Source organism: Streptomyces sp. NPDC050732 (assembly GCF_040654255.1).
Taxonomy (GTDB): domain Bacteria; phylum Actinomycetota; class Actinomycetes; order Streptomycetales; family Streptomycetaceae; genus Streptomyces.
The window spans coordinates 60932-79119 of record NZ_JBFAHP010000005.1; the positions used below are offsets into that span (position 1 = coordinate 60932).

14 protein-coding genes are annotated in these 18188 nt (G+C 71.1%); 3 read left to right on the forward strand and 11 right to left on the reverse strand.

The window, feature by feature from the left end; all coding sequences use genetic code 11:
* Positions 1-513: 513 nt before the first annotated feature.
* Positions 514-1269 (reverse strand): SDR family oxidoreductase, encoded by a 756-nt coding sequence (locus AB0H82_RS06235; protein WP_362989370.1) that lies wholly within the window; start codon positions 1267-1269, stop codon positions 514-516.
* Positions 1266-2606 (reverse strand): L-fuconate dehydratase, encoded by a 1341-nt coding sequence (locus AB0H82_RS06240; protein WP_362989371.1) that lies wholly within the window; start codon positions 2604-2606, stop codon positions 1266-1268. Before AB0H82_RS06240 ends, AB0H82_RS06235 begins: the two co-directional genes overlap by 4 nt.
* A 396-nt stretch (positions 2607-3002) precedes the next feature.
* On the opposite strand from AB0H82_RS06240, the gene AB0H82_RS06245 reads away from it, so the two are divergent.
* Both AB0H82_RS06245 and AB0H82_RS06250 read left to right on the forward strand, forming a co-directional pair.
* A complete protein-coding gene (locus tag AB0H82_RS06245; RefSeq protein WP_362989374.1) occupies positions 3003-3713 on the forward strand; it encodes a FadR/GntR family transcriptional regulator in 711 nt (236 codons plus the stop codon).
* A 45-nt stretch (positions 3714-3758) separates the two neighbouring features.
* Complete coding sequence (locus AB0H82_RS06250; RefSeq protein ID WP_362989376.1) at positions 3759-4490, forward strand: hypothetical protein; 732 nt, start codon at positions 3759-3761, stop codon at positions 4488-4490.
* An 18-nt stretch (positions 4491-4508) separates the two neighbouring features.
* On the opposite strand, the gene AB0H82_RS06255 is transcribed toward AB0H82_RS06250, so the two are convergent.
* The 5 genes from AB0H82_RS06255 to AB0H82_RS06275 form a co-directional block, all read right to left on the reverse strand.
* Positions 4509-7526, reverse strand: coding sequence for a glycoside hydrolase family 38 C-terminal domain-containing protein (locus AB0H82_RS06255; protein WP_362989378.1), 3018 nt, complete (start codon positions 7524-7526; stop codon positions 4509-4511).
* Positions 7527-7704: 178 nt separating this feature from the next.
* Positions 7705-8979: a glycosyl hydrolase gene (locus AB0H82_RS06260; RefSeq protein WP_362989380.1), complete on the reverse strand. Its 1275-nt coding sequence runs from the start codon at positions 8977-8979 to the stop codon at positions 7705-7707.
* A gap of 36 nt (positions 8980-9015) precedes the next feature.
* The gene (locus AB0H82_RS06265; RefSeq protein ID WP_362989658.1) at positions 9016-9915 is read right to left on the reverse strand and encodes a carbohydrate ABC transporter permease; all 900 of its coding nucleotides are present in this window, start codon (positions 9913-9915) and stop codon (positions 9016-9018) included.
* Between the two features lie 14 nt (positions 9916-9929).
* Positions 9930-10901, reverse strand: a complete 972-nt coding sequence (locus tag AB0H82_RS06270; protein WP_362989382.1) for a sugar ABC transporter permease — start codon at positions 10899-10901, stop codon at positions 9930-9932.
* A 20-nt stretch (positions 10902-10921) separates the two neighbouring features.
* A complete protein-coding gene (locus tag AB0H82_RS06275) occupies positions 10922-12220 on the reverse strand; it encodes an extracellular solute-binding protein (protein WP_362989384.1) in 1299 nt (432 codons plus the stop codon).
* Positions 12221-12524: 304 nt separating this feature from the next.
* On the opposite strand from AB0H82_RS06275, the gene AB0H82_RS06280 reads away from it, so the two are divergent.
* The gene (locus AB0H82_RS06280; RefSeq protein WP_362989386.1) at positions 12525-13538 is read left to right on the forward strand and encodes a LacI family DNA-binding transcriptional regulator; all 1014 of its coding nucleotides are present in this window, start codon (positions 12525-12527) and stop codon (positions 13536-13538) included.
* 28 nt (positions 13539-13566) lie between these two features.
* On the opposite strand, the gene AB0H82_RS06285 is transcribed toward AB0H82_RS06280, so the two are convergent.
* The 4 genes from AB0H82_RS06285 to AB0H82_RS06300 all read right to left on the reverse strand — a co-directional run bounded on the left by AB0H82_RS06285 (position 13567) and on the right by AB0H82_RS06300 (position 18127).
* A complete protein-coding gene (locus AB0H82_RS06285; protein ID WP_362989388.1) occupies positions 13567-14478 on the reverse strand; it encodes a nitroreductase/quinone reductase family protein in 912 nt (303 codons plus the stop codon).
* A 306-nt stretch (positions 14479-14784) separates the two neighbouring features.
* Positions 14785-15885: a hypothetical protein gene (locus AB0H82_RS06290; RefSeq protein ID WP_362989390.1), complete on the reverse strand. Its 1101-nt coding sequence runs from the start codon at positions 15883-15885 to the stop codon at positions 14785-14787.
* A 192-nt stretch (positions 15886-16077) separates the two neighbouring features.
* Positions 16078-16251, reverse strand: a complete 174-nt coding sequence (locus AB0H82_RS06295; RefSeq protein WP_362989392.1) for a hypothetical protein — start codon at positions 16249-16251, stop codon at positions 16078-16080.
* Positions 16252-16639: 388 nt separating this feature from the next.
* On the reverse strand, positions 16640-18127 hold the full coding sequence (locus tag AB0H82_RS06300; protein WP_362989394.1) for an SDR family NAD(P)-dependent oxidoreductase: 1488 nt from the start codon (positions 18125-18127) through the stop codon (positions 16640-16642).
* Positions 18128-18188: the final 61 nt, after the last annotated feature.

Here is an 18188-nt window from a genome sequence, read left to right on the forward strand (position 1 = left end):
CCAGGGCACTCGTCGGCTCCAAGGCACTCGCCGGCTCCAGGGCACTCGTCGGCTCCAAAGCACTCGCCGGCTCCAGGGAGTTCGCTGGCTCCAGGGCGCTCGCCGGTTCCGGGCCGCTCACCGGTTGCGGGGCACTCGCCGATTCCGGGCCGCTCGCCGGTTCCGGGGCACTCGTCGGTTCCGGGGCACTCGTCGGTTCCGGCGCGCTCGCCGGTTCCGGGCCGCTCACCGGTTGCGGGGCACTCGCCGATTCCGGGCCGCTCGCCGGTTCCGGGGCACTCGCCGGCCCCCGGGTACTCGTCGGTTCCGGCGCGCTCACCGGTTCCAAGCCGCTCACCGGTTCCGGGCCACTCACCAGTTCCAGGGAGCTCACCGGCTCCAGGGCACTCGCCGGTTCCAGGCCACTCGCCGGTTCCGGCGCGCTCACCGGTTCCAAGCCGCTCGCCGATTCCGGGCCACTCACCAGTTCCAGGGAGCTCACCGGCTCCGGGGCGCTCACCGGCTCCGGGGCGCTCACCGCTTCTCCGGTCGGAGCCGTAGGCCCTGCATGCCGCCGTCGACGGCGAGCGCGGTGCCCGTGGTGGCGCCGGAGAGGGGGCTCGCCAGGTAGGCGATGGCGCCCGCGACCTCGTCCGCCGTGACCAGGCGGCCGGTGGGCTGGCGGGCCGCCAGGGCGGCCCGTTCGGCGGCCGGGTCGGGGGCGGCGTCCAGGAGGCGGCCGACCCACGGGGTGTCGACGGTGCCGGGGTTGACGCAGTTGACGCGCACCCCTTCGCGTACGTGGTCGGCGGCCATGGCGAGGGTGAGGGAGAGCACCGCTCCCTTCGACGCCGCGTACAGGGCGCGTTGCGGCAGGCCGGCGGTCGCGGCGATGGAGCAGGTGTTGACGATCGCGGCGCTCGTCGAGACGCGCAGATGGGGCAGGGCGGCGCGGCTGGTGCGGACGACCCCGAGGACGTTGACGTCCAGGACGGAGTGCCACTGGGCGTCGTCGTTGTCCTCGACGGTGCCCTGTGCGCCGATGCCCGCGTTGTTGACGAGGACGTCCAGTCCGCCGAGGTCGGCCGCGGCCGAGGCGACGGCGTCCCGTACGGACGCGTCGTCGCCCACGTCGGCGACGTACGCGCGAAGGGGTTCCCGCACGCCGCTCGGGTCGAGGTCGAGGACGGCCACGTCCGCTCCGCGCGCGGTGAGGAGTTCGGCGGTGGCCCGGCCGATGCCGGACGCCCCGCCCGTGACCAGGGCCTTGAGACCTTGGAAGTCGGTCATGCGGCTGCTCCCCCGTCCTGTGCGAGGTCGGCGGCCCAGAACGTGCCGTCCGGGTAGGTGAATTCGGCGATGGACTCGGCCCGCATCGTCGCCGAGAAGCCCGGCGCGATCGGGGCCCTGTAGTGGCCCGCGCGGATCACCACCGGGTCGGTGAAGTGCTCGTGGAGGTGGTCGACGTACTCGATGACGCGGTTCTCGGTGGTGCCCGCGAGCGCCACGTAGTCGAACATCGACAGGTGCTGGACGAGCTCGCAGAGGCCGACGCCGCCCGCATGCGGGCAGACGGGGACGCCGAACTTGGCGGCGAGCAGCAGGATGGCGAGGTTTTCGTTGACCCCGCCGACCCGTGCCGCGTCCATCTGGAGGATGTCGATGGCGCCGGCCTGGAGGAGCTGCTTGAAGACGATGCGGTTCTGCACGTGTTCGCCGGTGGCGACCTTCACGGGGGCGACGGCCGTGCGGATCGCGGCGTGGCCGAGGACGTCGTCGGGGCTGGTGGGCTCCTCGACCCAGTAGGGGTCGAATGCGGCGAGGGCGCGCGTCCACCGGACGGCCTCGTCGACGTTCCAGCGCTGGTTGGCGTCGACGGCCATGCGGATGCCGGGGCCGATGGCCTCGCGCGCGGTGCGGCAGCGGCGGATGTCGTCGGCGAGATCGGCGCCGACCTTCAGCTTGATCTGGGTGAAGCCGTCGGCGACGGCCTGCCGGGCGAGCCGGGTGAGCTTCTCGTCGCTGTGGCCGAGCCAGCCGGGCGACGTGGTGTAGGCGGGGAAGCCGTGCTCGGCCAGCCGCGCCGTGCGGTCCGCCGCGCCCACGCGGCCGGACCGCAGCAGCCCCAGGGCCTCCTCCGGGGTGAGGGCGTCGGTGATGTAGCGGAAGTCGATTTGGGAGACGAGCCATTCGGGCGGAGCGTCGGCGAGCAGCTGCCAGAGCGGCTTGCGGGCACGCTTGGCCGTCAGATCCCAGACGGCGTTGACGACGGCGCCGATGGCCATGTGCATCACGCCCTTCTCGGGGCCGAGCCAGCGCAGCTGGCTGTCGCCGACGAGGTCGCGGCTGAGCGTGCCGGGGTCGGCGCAGAGCTCGTCGACAGGGCGGCCGATCACGTGGTGGCGCAGGGAGCGGATCGCGGCGACCTGGACGTCGTTGCCGCGGCCGATGGTGAAGGTGAAGCCGTGCCCCGCCAGGCCGTCGGCGGCGTCGGTGCGGAGCACCACGTAGGCGGCGGAGTAGTCGGGGTCCGGGTTCATCGCGTCGGACCCGTCCCGTTCCCGTGAGGTCGGGAACCGTATGTCGTAGGTGTCGACCGCGGTGACGCGGGAGGGGGTCGGGGGCACCGGGAGGCCTTTCCGGAAGGGGGCGGGAGCGCGGGGAACCAGCGAGTGGTCAGTCCTGTGCGCGGCTGCCGCACGCGGCGAGGGCGAGGGACGCGTAAGCGGCCGCGGCCGCGGTGCGTACCGTCCGCGAAACCCCCCTCCCGTCAGCCCTGTTGCGCACTTTCCTGCCGACCATCTGACAGCTCCTCACCGAGTGGGAACGAAGAAGGGTGGCGCGTGATCGAGAGTGAGCGAATGGATGCCAGGTCTTGGTGACGCGAATATTTATCAGACCACTTGCCGCCCACAACACCCTTCGTCGGCGACTTTTTCCGCTTTCCGGCCGTAGTGGTCGGACCACGTCGGACCACGACTCTGACTAGACTGCGGCGCACTCGGCCAGTGGAGGAGCGTTACGTGGACCGACCGGAGCAGCCCGCCCCGCAGAAGGGCACCGTGACGCAGCGGGCCATCGAGCAGATCAAGGAGATGATCGGCGAGGGGCGCCTCGAACCGGGCCAACGCCTGCCCACCGAGCGGGACTTGGCCGTCCAGCTGGGCCTGTCGCGCAGTTCGATGCGGGAGGCGATCCGCGCCCTGACGGTGCTCGGCGTCCTCGAAGCACGGCACGGCTCCGGCATCTACGTCACGCAGTTGGAGGCCGGGGACCTCCTGGAGACCTTCGGCGTGGTGGCGGACCTGTCCCGTGGACCGCAACTGGTCGAGCTCCTGGAGGTACGCCGGGCCCTGGAGTCCACGGCGACCGCGCTGGCCGCCGCGCGGATCACGGAGACCCAACTCGCCGATGTGGCGAAGCACTTGGACGCCATGAACGCCACCGAGGACCCGGAGGAGATCCTCTCGCACGATCTGGCGTTCCACCGCGCGATCGCCTTCGCGGCGGGAAACGACACGATGGCCGCGATACTGGAGGGCCTCTCCTCGCGCACGTTCCGCGCCCGGGTGTGGCGCGGCTACCAGGAGGAAGACGCCTTCGCACGCACCCGGCGCGAACACGCCCGCATCCACCGGGCGCTCGTGGCACGGGACCCGGAGGCGGCGCGGGCCGCGGCGGCGGCACACGTCGGCGAGGTGGAGGACTGGCTGCGGGGCCAGGTGGAGGGCTGAGTTAAATGAGCGGCGCGATCCGGCCGCCCCTGACACCATCCCCCAGTGATCACCGACCCGCGCACCACCCCGAACACGGCCACGCTCACGGCCGTGGCCTCAGCCGTACGCAACAACGCCGCCTGGTGCGACGCCGTCTGCCGTTCCCACGGCGTGCCCGGTGCCGTCGAAGGCGGCGTCTGGGCGAGCCCCCGGCGCACTCCCCCGCTGTACCCCGACGCCGTGACGCTCTCCCCCGACGCGACACCCGACGACGTGCTCGCCCGCATCGACGTCACGTCACCCGGCGCCTCGGTCAAGGACAGCTTCGGCACGCTGGACCTCTCCGCGGCCGGCTTCGAGGTGCTGTTCGAGGCACGGTGGATCCACCGGCCCGCGGCGGAGTCCGCACCGCGCGGCGGTGGCTGGGAGCCCGTCGAGGGCGCCGGCCGGCTGTCCGCGTGGGAGGCCGCGTGGAGCGGTGACGGCGAGAGCGAAGGACTGTTCCGGCCCGCTCTGTTCGACGACGGAGCGGTGTTCTTGGCGGCCAAGGCCGAGGACCGCGTCACGGCGGGCGCCGTCGCCTTTCCCGCCGCGTCCGTCATCGGCATCTCCAACCTCTTCGCCGCCGACGACGACCTGGACACCGCCTGGAGTTCCTGCCTGGACGCCACGGCCCGCCTCTGGCCCGGCGTGCCAGCCGTCGGCTACGAGCACGGCGACGATCTCACGGCCGCGCTCCGTCACGGCTTCGCACCCGTCGGCCCGCTCCGCGTGTGGCTGCGGACCGACGGGTGAGGGAGTGCCCGGCGGGCGTCAGCTCCGCGTGAACCGCAGCGTCACCAGCTCGAACGGCCGGAGCTTCACCGGCACCGCGGCACCCGCGAGCTCCGGTGCCGCCACCCCGGCGAGCGGCCGCTCCAGCAGGTCGGTCACCGTGACCGAGCCGACCGGGAAGCCGGCCGTCAGTGTGGCGCGGGCCCGGCCGCCGTGTGCCTCGTGGAAGCGGACGACCACGTCACCGCTGCCGTCGTCGGCGAGCTTGACCGCGGTGACCACCACCGCGTCGTCGTCGACCGTCACCAGCGGCGCCACCTCGGAGCCACCGGTGAGCCGGCGCTCGGGCAGGTTGATGCGGTACCCCTCGCGCACCGCGTCGCCGATCCCCGCCCCCGGCACCAGCGCGTGCCGGAAGCGGTGGACGCCCTGGTCCGTCTCGGGGTCGGGGAAGCGCGGGGCGCGCAGCAGCGAGACGCGGACCGTCGTGGTCGTGCCGGAGTCCTCGGCGCGGACGGTGCGGGTCACGTCGTGGCCGTACGTCGAGTCGTTGACGAGGGCGACGCCCCAGCCCGGCTCCTCGATGTGCACGAAGCGGTGGTTGCACGCCTCGAACTTGGCGGCCTCCCAGCTCGTGTTGGTGTGCGTGGCGCGGTAGAAGTGGCCGAACTGGGTCTCCGACGCGTACCGCTCCGCGTGGATGTCCAGCGGGAAGGCCAGCTTGAGGAACTTCTCCGTCTCGTGCCAGTCGACCTCGGTGTCGATGTCGAGGCGCCGGCCGCCGGGGGCGAGCGAGAGCACCTGCGTGAGGCGCGAGTCGCCGAAGGTGCGCACGACTCGGACCGACGCGCCCTCGCCCGGCACGACCTCGTCGGCGTCCGTGAGGTCGCTGACGGTGTTGCGGTAGAACTCGTCGACGTCCCACGCGTCCCACATGTTCGGGAAGTCGGCGTGGAGCTGCGGCAGGTTCGCCGCCTGCCCGGGCGGGACGGTCTCCCGGCCGGCCACGAGGTCGTACGCGGAGACGACCAGGCCGCGCCCGTCGATCTCCACCCGCAGCAGGCCGTTGTCGAGGACGAAGCCGCCCTCCGCACGCGGGGCGAGCGCCGCCTCGCCGTCGGCCCCGGCGGCCCGGGCACCGCCCGCGGGGACGCCGTCGCGGGTGTGCGGCGTGGAGTTGAAGACCAGTGCGCCGGTCCCCTCACCGGCGAGAGCGCGCTGCGCCGCGCCGATGATGCCGTCGAGTTCCTGGGCGAGCGCCGCGTAGGTCGCGCGGGCCTCGCGGTGCACCCAGGCGATGGACGAGCCGGGCAGGATGTCGTGGAACTGGTGGAGCAGCACCGTCTTCCAGATGCGGTCCAACTGCTCGGTAGGGTACGCGAATTCCTCGCACCGGACGGCGGCCGTCGCGGCCCACAGCTCCGCCTCGCGCAGCAGGTGCTCGCTGCGGCGGTTGCCCTGCTTGGTGCCGGCCTGGCTGGTGAGGGTCGCGCGGTGCAGTTCGAGGTAGAGCTCGCCGACCCAGACGGGGGCGTTCGGGTACTCGGCCTCGGCCTTCTCGAAGAACTCCCGCGGCGTCTCCCACCGAACGGTCGCCGAGCCCTCCAGGTCCCGCATCCGCGCGGCCTTCGCGATCATCTCGCGGGTGGTGCCGCCGCCTCCGTCGCCCCACCCGGTGGGCGCGAGGGAGTGCCGCGCCACACCCTTGTCCTTGAAGTTCTTCGCGGCATGCGCGATCTCACTTCCCTTCATCGAGCAGTTGTAGGTGTCGACGGGCGGGAAGTGCGTGAAGATGCGGGTGCCGTCGATGCCTTCCCAGTTGAAGGTGTGGTGCGGGAAGCGGTTGGTCTGCGACCAGGAGATCTTCTGGGTGAGCAGCCACTTGGAGCCCGCCGCCTTGATGATCTGCGGGAGGCCGGCGGCGAAGCCGAAGGTGTCGGGCAGCCACGCCTCGTCGTTCTCGACGCCGAACTCGTCCAAGAAGAACCGCTTGCCGTGCACGAACTGACGGGCCATCGCCTCCGAACCCGGCATGTTCGTGTCCGACTCGACCCACATGCCGCCCGCCGGCACGAACCGGCCGTCGGCGACCGCCTTCTTCACCTTCGCCCACACCTCGGGCCGGTGCTCCTTGATCCACGCCCACTGCTGCGCCTGCGACATGGCGAAGACGAAGTCGGGCTCGTCCTCGATGAGCGCGGTCATGTTCGACGTCGTACGCGCCACCTTGCGCACCGTCTCACGCAGCGGCCACAGCCAGGCCGAGTCGATGTGCGCGTGACCGACGGCGCTGATGCGGTGGGCGGAGGGCTCGGCGGGAGTGGTGAGCACCGTCTCCAGCTCGGCGCGGGCGGCGGCGGCCGAGCCGTTCACGTCCTGGAGGTCGACGGCGTCGAGCGCACGGCCGACCGCGCGCACGATGGCGTAGCGCCGCCCGGAGTCCTCGGGCAGCTCCCGCATCAGCTCACCGAGGACCTCCAGGTCGATGACGAGCTGCCACACCGTCTCGTCGAAGACGGCGAGGTCCATGCGCTCCAGCCTGTACTGGGGTTCGCTGCCGGCGGTCTCCTTGTCGCCCAGCCGGGTGGGCAGGAAGGGGTGGTAGTCGAGGATGACGGGGTTGGAGGCGGCCTCGATGTGCAGCCGCACCTCTTCGCCGCCCTCGGCGGGCGCGGCGATCCGCACCCACTGGTTGCGCGGGTTGAGACCCTTCACCGGGGTGCCGTCGGGGCGGTAGACGAGGCCCTCGCACTGGAAGCCGGGCATGTTCTCGTCGAAGCCGAGGTCGAGGATCGCCTCGACGGTCTTCCCCGCCCACTCCTTCGGCACGGTCCCGGTCACCCGGAACCAGCTGGTCCCCCAGGGCGCGCCCCACTTCTCGCCGACGGAGGTCGGCGACGGCTCGGCGGTGAGCCCTTCGGCGACCGGTACCGGCTCGCCCGGCGCGTTCCACACCGCGACGTCCAGCGGTACGGAGGCCGGATACACGGCGGGCCTGACGCGCTCGTCCAGAACGCGCTTGAGACGGGCTTCGACCAGGGTGCGGTCGTCATGCATGAGGCTTCTCCGATGTGTTCGGGTGTGCGGGAAATCTCGGCCCCTCCGGCGTTCGAGGAGCCCGGGGGACAACTTCAGCCCCTCCGGCGCTTGAGGAGCCGGGGGCAATTTCAGCCCCTCCGGCGTTTGAGGAGCGGGGTCCGGGGCGGAGCCCCGTGTGAGACGGGCGGGCGGGCGCCTACCGGATGTCCGCCGGCAGCAGCACTTCGCTGATGCCTCGCGCAGCGAGGTACCCGGCATCCCCCGCCCGTCCGGCGAGGACCACCGCGGGCCGGACACCGTCCTCGGCCAGCCGCGCGAACGCCTCGAAGACGGCGCCGCCGGGGGCGCACTCCGAGCGCCGTTCCAAGGCGTCGTCCACGACCACCGCGGTCGTTCGGGGCGCGGGCGTGTGCGTACGGCCGCGCCACTCCCCGGCGATTCGCGCGATCGCCGCACCGGCGGGCTTGACCGCGCCGTCATTGGTCAACAGGCCCAGGCTGTACTCAAGTTCGGGGAAGTCCGCGAGGTCGCGTGACACGTCGTGGGAGCACCACCACGTCACGCCCCACACGTCCTGGCAGTCGAGCGCCGCCGTGATCGTGTCCTCGGTGAAGGACGCGGCGTGCTCCGCCGGGATCAGCGGTGCGGGCGCGCCGACCTCCTGGAGCCAGACGGGCCTGCGCGGGTCGTCAGCCCAGGCCTTGGACAGCTCGATCATGTACGCCGCATGGGTCCGGGTGGCCGTGCCGGTGCGCCCGTGACGCTGGGCCGTGCCGTTGAAGACCCAGGAGTGCACGGCGGTGACGGCGCCGAGCCGGGCGGCCTGCGCCGGGGTGAAGGGCTGGTCGTCCTGGTACCAGGCGGCGTCGTACTCGGCGTGCAGGTGCAGCTTGCCGGGGGCGCCCTCCTCGCAGGCGGCGAGGACCGTGCGCAGCCAGGACTCCGCCTGTTCCGGGGTGATGCGGTCGGGGTCGGGGTGCGGGCCCGCGGAGAACTGGTTGATCTCGTTGCCGATGGTCATGCCGATGAAGTTCGGCCGGTCGGCGAGGGCGGCGGCGAGCGTGCGCAGGTACGCGGCCTGCCCGGCCACCACGTCGGGGTCGGTGAAGATGTTCCGCCGGTGCCAGGTCTGGGTCCACGCGGGCAGGAAGTCGAAGCTGGACAGGTGCCCCTGGAGGCCGTCGACGTTGACGTCGAGTCCGCGTTCGGCGGCGGCGTCGGCGAGCTGGACCAGCTGGTCGACGGCGCGCGGCCGGATCAGGGTGCGGTTGGGCTGGAAGTACGGCCAGATCGGGAAGACCCGGATGTGGTCGAGGCCCAGCGAGGCGATCGCGTCGAGGTCGGCGCGCACGGCGTCGAGGTCGAAGTCGAGCCAGTGGTGGAACCACCCCTGGGCGGGCGTGTAGTTGGCGCCGAAGCGCGGCGGGCCCGAAGGCGATGCGGGCGTGCCCGAAGGCGATGCGGAAGGCAATGCGGATCCTGGTTCTGGTGTGTTCGGACGAGCCGTTCAGCCCTTGACCGCGCCCTCCCCCACCCCGCGGAAGAAGTACCGCTGGAGGCAGGCGAAGAGGACGATCAGCGGGAGCACGGCGATGACCGTGCCCGCGGCGACGAGGCGCTCGTCGTTGGCGAAGGTGCCGTGCAGGTAGTTCAGGCCGATGGTGAGGGTGAACCGCTCCGGGTCGCTGAGCACGATGAGCGGCCACAGGAAGTCGTCCCAGGCCCCCATGAAGGCGAAGATCGCGACGACGGCGAGGGTGCCCTTGACGGCGGGCAGCGCGATGCGCAGGAACCGCTGCCAGACGTTGGCGCCGTCCACGAACGCGGCTTCCTCGATCTCGTAGGGCACGTTCAGGAAAGCGTTGCGCATCAGCAGGACGTTGAGCGCGGACACGCAGCCGGGCAGCAGTACGCCGACGAGGGTGTTGTTCAGGCCGAGCTCACGCATGGTGGTGAACTGGGCGATGATGATGCCTTCGACGGGGACCAGCATGGCGAGGATGAAGACGACGGTCGCCGCTTTGCGGCCGCGGTAGCGCAGGCGCGCGAGCGCGTATCCGGCGAGCGTCGCGCCCACGCAGTTGGTGACGACGTTGGCTGCGGCCACCTTCAGGGAGTTGAGGGCGTAGTCCCAGACGGGGATGGTGTCGGCGACCCGCTCGTAGTTGTGGAAGGTGGGGTCGGAGGGCAGGAACTTCGGCGGGGAGCTGAAGATGTCCTCGTGCGGCCCCTTGAGGGACGTGGACAGCTGCCAGAGGAACGGGCCGATCATCAACGCCAGGACGGCGAGGAGGAGTCCGTAGCGCAGGACGATCTCCCACACGGGCATCCGGCGGCCGTTCTCGTCGGTGATCCGGCGACGGCGGGGCTTCCCGGCCGCGGCACGCCCGGTGGCCGTCGGGGGGATCTTCTCGGCGGTGCTCACGCGTCCTCCTTCCGGTCCGCCCGCAGTACGAGCAGCATCAGTGCGACGGTGACGACGAAGACGACGACCGAGATGGCCGAGGCGTAGCCGACCCGTCCGGTCAGGCCGGTGCCGACGCGCTGCACCAGCATCACGAGCGTGGTGTCCTCGCCGGCCGGGCCGCCGGTGGGTCCGGCCATCAGGTACACCTCGGAGAACACCTTGAAGGCGGCGACCGAGGAGAGCGCGCCGACCAGGACCATGGTGGAGCGCACGGCGGGCACGGTGACGGTGAGGAAGCGGCGGAACGCCCCGGCGCCGTCGACCGCCGCCGCCTCGTGGAGCTCGCGCGGCACGTTGGCGAGCGCCGCGAGATAGATGATCATGTAGTAGCCGAGGCCCTTCCAGACCGTCACGGCCATCGCGCTGAACAGCAGCAGCCACTGGTCGCTGAGGAAGCCGACCTTCCCGACGCCGACCGCTTCCAGGACGGCGTTGACCAGGCCTCGCTCGTCCAGCATCCACACCCAGATCAGGCCCACGACGACGATCGAGGCGACGACCGGGGTGTAGAAGGCGGACCGGAAGAAGGTGATGCCGGGGATGTGTTTCTGGACGAGCATCGCGAGGAGCAGGGGCAGCACGACGAGTGCCGGGACGACCACGAGGACGTAGATCGTGCTGTTGCGCAGGCCGATCCAGAACATGTCGTCGTGCAGCAGCTCACGGAAGTTGGCGAGGCCGACGTACTCGCCCGGGATCAGTGTCCGCTTGTCCGTGAAGGAGTTGTTGAGGGTGCTGACGAACGGGTAGAGGATGAAGACCGCGACGATCACGAGCCCGGGGGCGGCGAACAGCCAGGGGCTGGTGGGGAGTTGGCGGCGGATGCGGCGGCGGCCGCCGCGCCCTTCGGGGCCGGGCCCCTTGAGCGCGGGGCCCGCGGCGCCGATGTCGGTCGGGGTCGCCTTGGCGGCGGTGGGGCTCTTCATGGTCGTACGGGTCCCTGGCCTCAGCTGGTCTTCAGCAGCCGGTCACAGTTCTTGACAGCGTTGTCAAGCGCTTCCTTCGGGCTCTCCTTGCCCTGCAGCGCCCTGGCGACGGCGTTGCGCAGCTCGACCTTCATCTGCTCGCTGAACAGCACGGGCGTGTAGTTCACCGCGGTCTTGATGGACTTCGCGGCGGCGACGCGGACCCGGGTCTCCTCCTTGCCGTCCTGCTTCGTGAAGTACGGGTCGTCGAGGGAGCCCTCGGTGCTGGGGAAGATCGCGACCTTCTTGGCGAACTCCATCTGGTGCTTCGCGTCGGTGACGAAGTGCGCGAAGGCGACGGCGGCCGGCGTCTGCTTCGTGCGGGCGTTCACCATCACGCCCATCACGTACATGTTGTCCTTGCCGGTGTTGCTGATCTGCGGGGTGATGCCGATGTTCTTGTAGAGCTTCGGCGCGTCCTTCTTGAACTTCTCCAGGTCGAGCGCGCTGCCGGGGTTCATGGCGACGGCCTCGGTGAGGAACTTCTTGCCCGTCGACTCCGGCGTGGCGGTCAGCGCCTGCCCGTCGAGCGCCTTGGCGTCGTACAACTTCTTGTACTTCGTGAGGAGTTCGACACCCTTGGCGTCGTTGAAGGTGAAGCCGGTGCCTTCCTTGTTCATGAGCGGCACGCCGTAGCGGCCGAAGTCCTCGATGGTGGGGACGTTGGCGAGGGTGGCGACCTTGCCGTCGCTCTTCTCGGCGAGCTCCAGGGCGTTGTCGAAGAGCTGGTCGTACGTCTTCGGGGGCTTGTTCTCGTCGAGGCCCGCGTCCTTGAAGAGGCGCTTGTTGTAGAAGAGCGGGCCGGTGTTGAGGTACCAGGGGAAGGCGTACGTCCCGTCCATGCCCGGTATCTGGTGGCTCTTCCAGGCGCCCGGGAGGTACTCCTTCTCGTACTTCCCCGCGGCCTTGCCGAGGTCGAGGGCGAGGCCGGCCTTGGCGAGCGGGGCGACCAGGTCGGGCGAGACGTTGACGACGTCGGGGAGCGTGCCCGCGGCGGCGTCGGCGCTGATCTTGTCGGCATAGCCCTCGCCGGGCTGGTCGACCCACTTCACCTCGGTGCCGGGGTACTTCTTCTCGAACTCGTCGACCAAGCCTTCGAAGTAGGGCTTGAAGTTGGCCTTCAGGTTCCAGGTCTGGAAGGTGATCTTGCCTTCGATCTTTCCCGACGCGTCCGTGGAACCGCTGCCGTCACCTCCGTCGCCACAGGCGCTCAGCGGCAGCAGGACGGCGAGGACGGCGCCTGCGGCGACCGCTCTGCGGGGGATACGGGAGATACGCACGGTGAAACGGCTCCTTTGCTCGGCCCAGCGTGGGACGGCGGTGACTGCGACCGTCCGAGCCGGGCAATCCACGCCGAGGCAGACCCTGCACGGAACGGTGGCGCAAAGTCAATGGATTCGGGGAACCGAATTCGAAGATCGGGCGACCTGCGGGGCAACTCCCCTGGTCAGCTGGGTGCGTTGAAAGCCTTGCGGGCGCTGACTAATGCGCTTTAGAGTCTCACCGCTCAAGCGCATTAGTATCCGGCAGCCAGGAAAGGGGCAACGGGTGCAAGGCAAGCGGTCACCGGCGCGCCGGCCGACCATGAAGGACATCGCGCGCCGGGCCGGGGTCTCCGAGAGCGCCGTCTCCTTCGCGCTCAACGACCGGCCCGGCGTCTCCGACATCACCCGTGACCGGGTGCGCCGGGTCGCGGAGCAGCTGGGGTGGCGGCCCAGCACGGCGGCGCGCGCCCTGTCCGGCGAGGGCTCGGCGACGGTGGGCCTGGTGGTGGCGCGCCCTGCGGCGACGCTGGGCGTCGACTCGTTCTTCCTGCAGCTGATCTCGGGCATCCAGGAGGTGCTGGCCGAGCGGCACTTGGGGCTGCTCTTCCAGGTGGTGGAGGACGTGGCGGCCGAGTGCGCGGTCTACCGCCGCTGGTGGGCCGAGCACCGGGTGGACGGCGTCCTGGTGGTGGACCCGCGCACGGACGATCCGCGGCCCGCGCTCCTCGACGAGCTGGGGCTGCCCGCTGTGGTGACGGGCGGGGTGCCCGACCCGGAGGCCGGGCCTCCGGGTCTTTCCACGGTGTGGGCGGACGACGCGGGCGCGATGGCCTCGGTCGTCGGCCACCTGTACGCGCTCGGGCACCGCCGCATCGTCCACATCGCGGGTCTGGAGGGGCTCGCGCACACCGAGCGGCGGATCCGGACGCTGCGCGTCGAGGCGGCGGGCCGCGGCCTTTCGGGCGTGCGTTCGGTGACGACGGACTACTCCGACGCCGAGGGCGCCGCGGCCACCCGGCGGGTGCTTGAGTCCGCGGAGCCGCCGACGGCGCTCGTGTACGACAACGACGTGATGGCCGTCGCCGGTGTCGCCGCCGCGAGCTCCCTGGGTTTCGCGGTCCCGGACGACGTCTCGGTCGTCGCCTGGGAGGACTCGGCGCTGTGCCGCATGGTGCACCCGTGGCTGACGGCCCTGTCGCGGGACACGCTGTCGTTCGGCCGCACCGCGGCCCGCGAACTCCTCGCCCTCCTCGACGACGGTCCCGCGGCGACGGTTCAGGTGCCGTTGCCGCGGCTCATCGAACGGGAGAGCACGGGGCCGGCGCGGGCCTGAGACCGGGAAGGCCCGCGCCGGCGTCGGCTCACTCGCCGCCCGGCGGCACGGGAGGCCACGGGAGCGCGGCGAGGACCGGCAGCAGCGCCTCCTCCTCGTAGTCGAGGTGGGCCGTCAACTCCGCGCTCATTCGGGCGAGTTCAGCGCGGAACCGCTCGGGTTCCGCGCCTCCGACGGCCGCGAGGAGCGCGGCCAGCTCCTGCTGGATGCGGGCGATCGTCCGGTGTTCCTCCGCGAGCCGGTCGAAGGTGTCGCGCAGTTCGGGGTGGTGGCCCGCCATGACGGGGAAGAGGTGGGCGTCCTCGCCGGTGTGGTGGAACTCCAGGGCGTCGCAGAACGCCAGGCAGTGCTGGCGGATCTGCAGCCCGAGGCCCGGTGACGGCGGTGCCTCCGGCCCGCGGTGTGCGGCGAGCCCGGCGAAGTACGCGTCGGTCTCGTCGCGTACGTGCCGCAGCTGGCCGCGGAGCCAGCGGTGCACCTGGACCATCTTGTCCGCGAAGTCGGCTGCCTCCGCGGGGATGTCGGCGTCGTGCGCGGGCCGTTCAAGGACGACGACCGGCAGGGCCCGGCTGGTGTGCGCCTGGTAGTCGCCGTATCCGGGTTCGGCGGCGACCACGCGCTCGAAGAGCCGGTCGCGCCGCTCGCCCTCGGCGGGGACGGCGATGGCCTCGAACGCGTCGGTGCCGAGTTCGACGGTCACCGTGGGGTGGGCGAGGACGTTGTGGTACCAGTCGGGGTGGCGCGGACCGCCCAGGTTCGACCCGATGATCAGGAGCAGGCCGCCCTCGCGGACGTAACCGAGCGGCGTGGTGTGCTCCTTGCCGGATTTCGCGCCGGTGGTGGTGAGCAGCAGGAGGTCGCCGCCTTCGAAGGGGCCGCCTACCTTGCCGCCGTTGGCGCGGAACTCGTCGATGACGGACTGGTTGAAGGGTGTGGGCATGACGGTGTCGGATCTCCGTACGGAAGGGTGAAGGCCGCGTCGGGCGCGGTGAAGTGAGGGGGGCACGCGGTGGAGGCGTGGCCGGGGCGCGGGAGGGCGCACGGATCGGGCGGAAGCCCTGGGGGTGCGCATGCCTCGAACGGCATGGCCGTTACGCGCGGTGTGAACTCACGACGTATCCATCGGCGTCGTCCTTGAGTGAAGGTGCTCGCCCGATCGCCGACCTGCCCACTGCTCTTTGGTCGGCGCCACGCGGCACGAGCACCATTACAGACACCCACTCCCTCACATGTCAACGCGGAACGATCAGTCGAAGCGGCGGACGAACACGTCCGACTTGCCGTTGGTGTCGCCGGGCACGATGTCGTCGGCCGTGGACTGGAAGACCACGTCGCGCCCGTCGGCGCTGACCGCGTCGGTGCCGGCCGAGGCGGGCCGGTCCGAGACGACCTGGTCGGTGCCGGTGCTCAGGTCGCGCAGCGTGAGCGCCGGTCCGGTCGTGTCGTGCGGGGCGTACAGCAGGTACCGGCCGGTGGGGTCGATGGCGACGCCCCGGACGTTCGGCACCTGTTGCGCGGTGCCCGAACTCACGTCGTGGACGTAGGTGTCGGGGCCCGAGAGGTAGACGACCTTGCTGCCGTCCTCGCTGAGCTGGAGGAGTGTCGCCTCCTTGGCCGGGCCCTCGACCGGCCCCGAGGTGGTGCCGCCGGTCCGGTCCCGCACGAAGACGTCCTGCGCCTTGCCGTCCTGGTAGGCGATGTGGCGGCCGTCGCCGCTGAGGGACGGCCGGGAGGGGACGGTGTGGTCGAAGGTGGCGACGGTCTCGACGATGTCGGTGTCCCAGTCCTCGACCTGGACGCGCTGTCCGTAGGTCGCCTGGCGGTAGGAGATGCTGGCGTATGCGGTGATGCGGCCGTTCCCGTTCATCGTCGGCTGGTTGCAGGTGAAGAGCGAGCAGTTGCCGGAGGCCGTCCGCCCCGTGCCGACCTCGTAGTGACGTATCCGCACGTTGTTCATCCACTGCACCGGATAGGCGACGTACTCCCCGTTGCCGCTGATCACCGGGGGCTGGACCGGGGGCAGATGCCCCATCCGGTGCGTCTGCCCGGCCTGCCGGTCGCGGACGTACACCTTGTCGCCTTCGGACGGGGTGTCGGAGGTGAGGTTCTTCGCCGCGGACGAGAAGACGACGCGGCGGCCGTCGGGTGTGATCGAGGCGCCGGCGGAGTTGTCGTCGGCCTGGGTGCCGTCGGTCGCGACACTGACCCTCTCGACGACGCCCGTCGCGGTCGCCGGCGCGGCCGAGGCGGCTCCTGGAAGCACCGCTGTGACCGCGCAGACCACGGTGGCCGCGCTCAGGGCGGCCCGCGCACGTCTGCTGGTGCTCCGGTTCACGTCTGCACTCATTTTCCCCCCAGTTGGACACGATTTCTCCTCCGGCTCCCCACCGGAGGACCACAAGCATGCAATCGTGCTGACACTGCGGGGGTCAATGCGTCACATGACGTATCAAGAGGCGGAAACACCTGTGCCCCCGGCCGTCGAAGACAGGGGGCACGTGGCGAAGTGCGCCGGCGCGGTGCCGGGCCCGGCAGTGACTCAGTCGATGCCGGGGAGGATGTGCGGCTCGGCGAGGTCGTCCTCGTAGCCGGCCAGGCGGATGGGGGCCGCCTTGGCCCACGCCTCCAGGTTGCGGAGCTTCGTGGGCCGAGTGGCCCGCTCGCCGCCGCGTTCCGCCGGTCGCTTTTCGTGCTTCGTCAGATCTGGTGTCACCGCGCACTCCTTTGTGTCGCGTAACGGAAGGACAAGGGCAGTTCGGTCGCGGTGGCGCCGTTCTCTGGCGGGACCGCGGCCGTGGTGCCGGCCTGTCCCCGGAGCGGCCGAGGATGCTTGTGGATCTCTCGTGGCCGCCCGTTCGCCCTACATTAACCAAATGAGCGGCGCGGCGCTCGATGGGGAGCTGAGTCGGGGTGGATTCCGGACAAGGAAGCCCGCACGGCGGCATGCGGCGGCGGGGGCCGGGGGTGCGGACGGGCCACGACTGGCGAGAAACAGACAGCCGGTCCGGGACGCGCACCGCGCGACACCCGGACCGGCTGTCCAAAAGCTGAGACGGCTGACGCCGAGCCGACCGAGACGGCTCTCGGCTACGGCCTGCGGACTACCACTTGCCCTGCGCGTAGTCCTTCAGGAAGACGCCGTACAGGTCCTCCCCCGCCTCACCGCGCACGACCGGGTCGTACACGCGGGCGGCGCCGTCGATCAGGTCGAGCGGGGCGTGGAAGCCCTCCTCGGCCAGGCGCAGCTTGTCGTAGTGCGGGCGCTCGTCGGTGATCCAGCCGGTGTCCACCGAGGTCATGAGGATGCCGTCGGTCTGGAACATCTCCTGGGCGCTGGTCCGCGTCACCATGTTCATCGCGGCCTTCGCGGCGTTGGTGTTCGGGTGGCCCGCACCCTTGTAGCCGCGGCCGAAGACGCCCTCCATCGCCGAGACGTTGACGATGTAGGAGCGGCCGCTCGACGCCTTCTTCGCGGCGTCGGCCATGGCCTGCCGCAGCGCGCTGATCAGGATGAATGGCGAGGTGTAGTTGCAGAGTTGGGTTTCGAGGAGCTCCACAGGGGAGATCTGCTCGATGGTCTGCACCCAGGTGTTGCTCTCGACGACGTCCGGGACCAGGCCGCCCGCGTCGATGGCGGTGCCGTCGAGGTGGCGGGCGACGCTGGCGTTGCCGGCGACGAGAGCGAGGTCGGCGACCTGCTGCGCGTCCAGGCCGCTGGTGCCGACGGGCAGCGCGGCCAGGCCGTCCACCGCTCCGGAGTTGAAGGCGCCGATCACGGAGTGGGCGGGCAGCTCCCCGGCGGGCAGCGGCGCGCTCTCGCCGTCGACCAGCGCGGCGTACGCGGAGGGCAGGCGGCGCACGGTCTGCGTCGCGTTGTTGATGAGGATGTCGAGGGGGCCCGCCGCGGCGACCTGCTCGGCGAGGGCCACGGACTGCGCCGGGTCGCGCAGGTCGATGCCGACGACCTCCAGGCGGTGGAGCCAGTCGGCCGAGTCGTCCATCGCCTTGAAGCGGCGGATGGCGTCCTTGGGGAACCGCGTCGTGATGGTGGTGTGAGCACCGTCACGCAACAGCCGCAGCGCGATGTACATGCCGATCTTGGCGCGGCCGCCGGTGAGGAGGGCGCGCTTGCCGGTGAGGTCGGCGCGGGCGTCGCGCTTGGTCCGGTTCAGGTGGGCGCACTCCGGACAGAGCTGGTGGTAGAAGTAGTCGACTTCCACGTACCGGGTCTTGCAGGTGTAGCAGGAGCGCGGGCGCTGGAGTATCCCCGCGATCCTGCCCTCCTCGGTCCGTGAGGAGGGCAGCAGGCCCTCGGTCTCGTCGTCGATGCGCTGCGCGGAACCGGTGGCGGTGGCCTCGGTGACGGCCTTGTCGTGGGCGGTCTTGGCGGCGCGGCGCTCCTGGCGGCGGCGCTGCTTCACCGTCCGGTAGATCCCGGCCGTGGCCCGGCGCACGGCGATCGCGTCCGGGTGGTCGACGTCCAGCTTGTCGAGTTCGTCGAGCACGCTGAGGCAGACGGCGAGACGGTCCGGGTCGATGCCCGGGCCGTGGGAAACGGTCTCCTCCTGGCTTTCGTCTGTCACCGTCATCGCCGCTGTCCTCATGTCATTCCGTGCCGCGGTGCGTCTGGTCGTCCGCGGAAGCTCCAAA

Bases quoted from the DNA above. Each gene is read 5' to 3' on its own strand.
- AB0H82_RS06290 (WP_362989390.1), bottom strand. From the start codon at position 15,885: ATGAGTGCAGACGTGAACCGGAGCACCAGCAGACGTGCGCGGGCCGCC.
- AB0H82_RS06280 (WP_362989386.1), top strand. From the start codon at position 12,525: ATGAAGGACATCGCGCGCCGGGCCGGGGTCTCCGAGAGCGCCGTCTCC.
- AB0H82_RS06285 (WP_362989388.1), bottom strand. From the start codon at position 14,478: ATGCCCACACCCTTCAACCAGTCCGTCATCGACGAGTTCCGCGCCAAC.
- AB0H82_RS06235 (WP_362989370.1), bottom strand. From the start codon at position 1,269: ATGACCGACTTCCAAGGTCTCAAGGCCCTGGTCACGGGCGGGGCGTCC.
- AB0H82_RS06270 (WP_362989382.1), bottom strand. From the start codon at position 10,901: ATGAAGAGCCCCACCGCCGCCAAGGCGACCCCGACCGACATCGGCGCC.
- AB0H82_RS06255 (WP_362989378.1), bottom strand. From the start codon at position 7,526: ATGCATGACGACCGCACCCTGGTCGAAGCCCGTCTCAAGCGCGTTCTG.
- AB0H82_RS06300 (WP_362989394.1), bottom strand. From the start codon at position 18,127: ATGACGGTGACAGACGAAAGCCAGGAGGAGACCGTTTCCCACGGCCCG.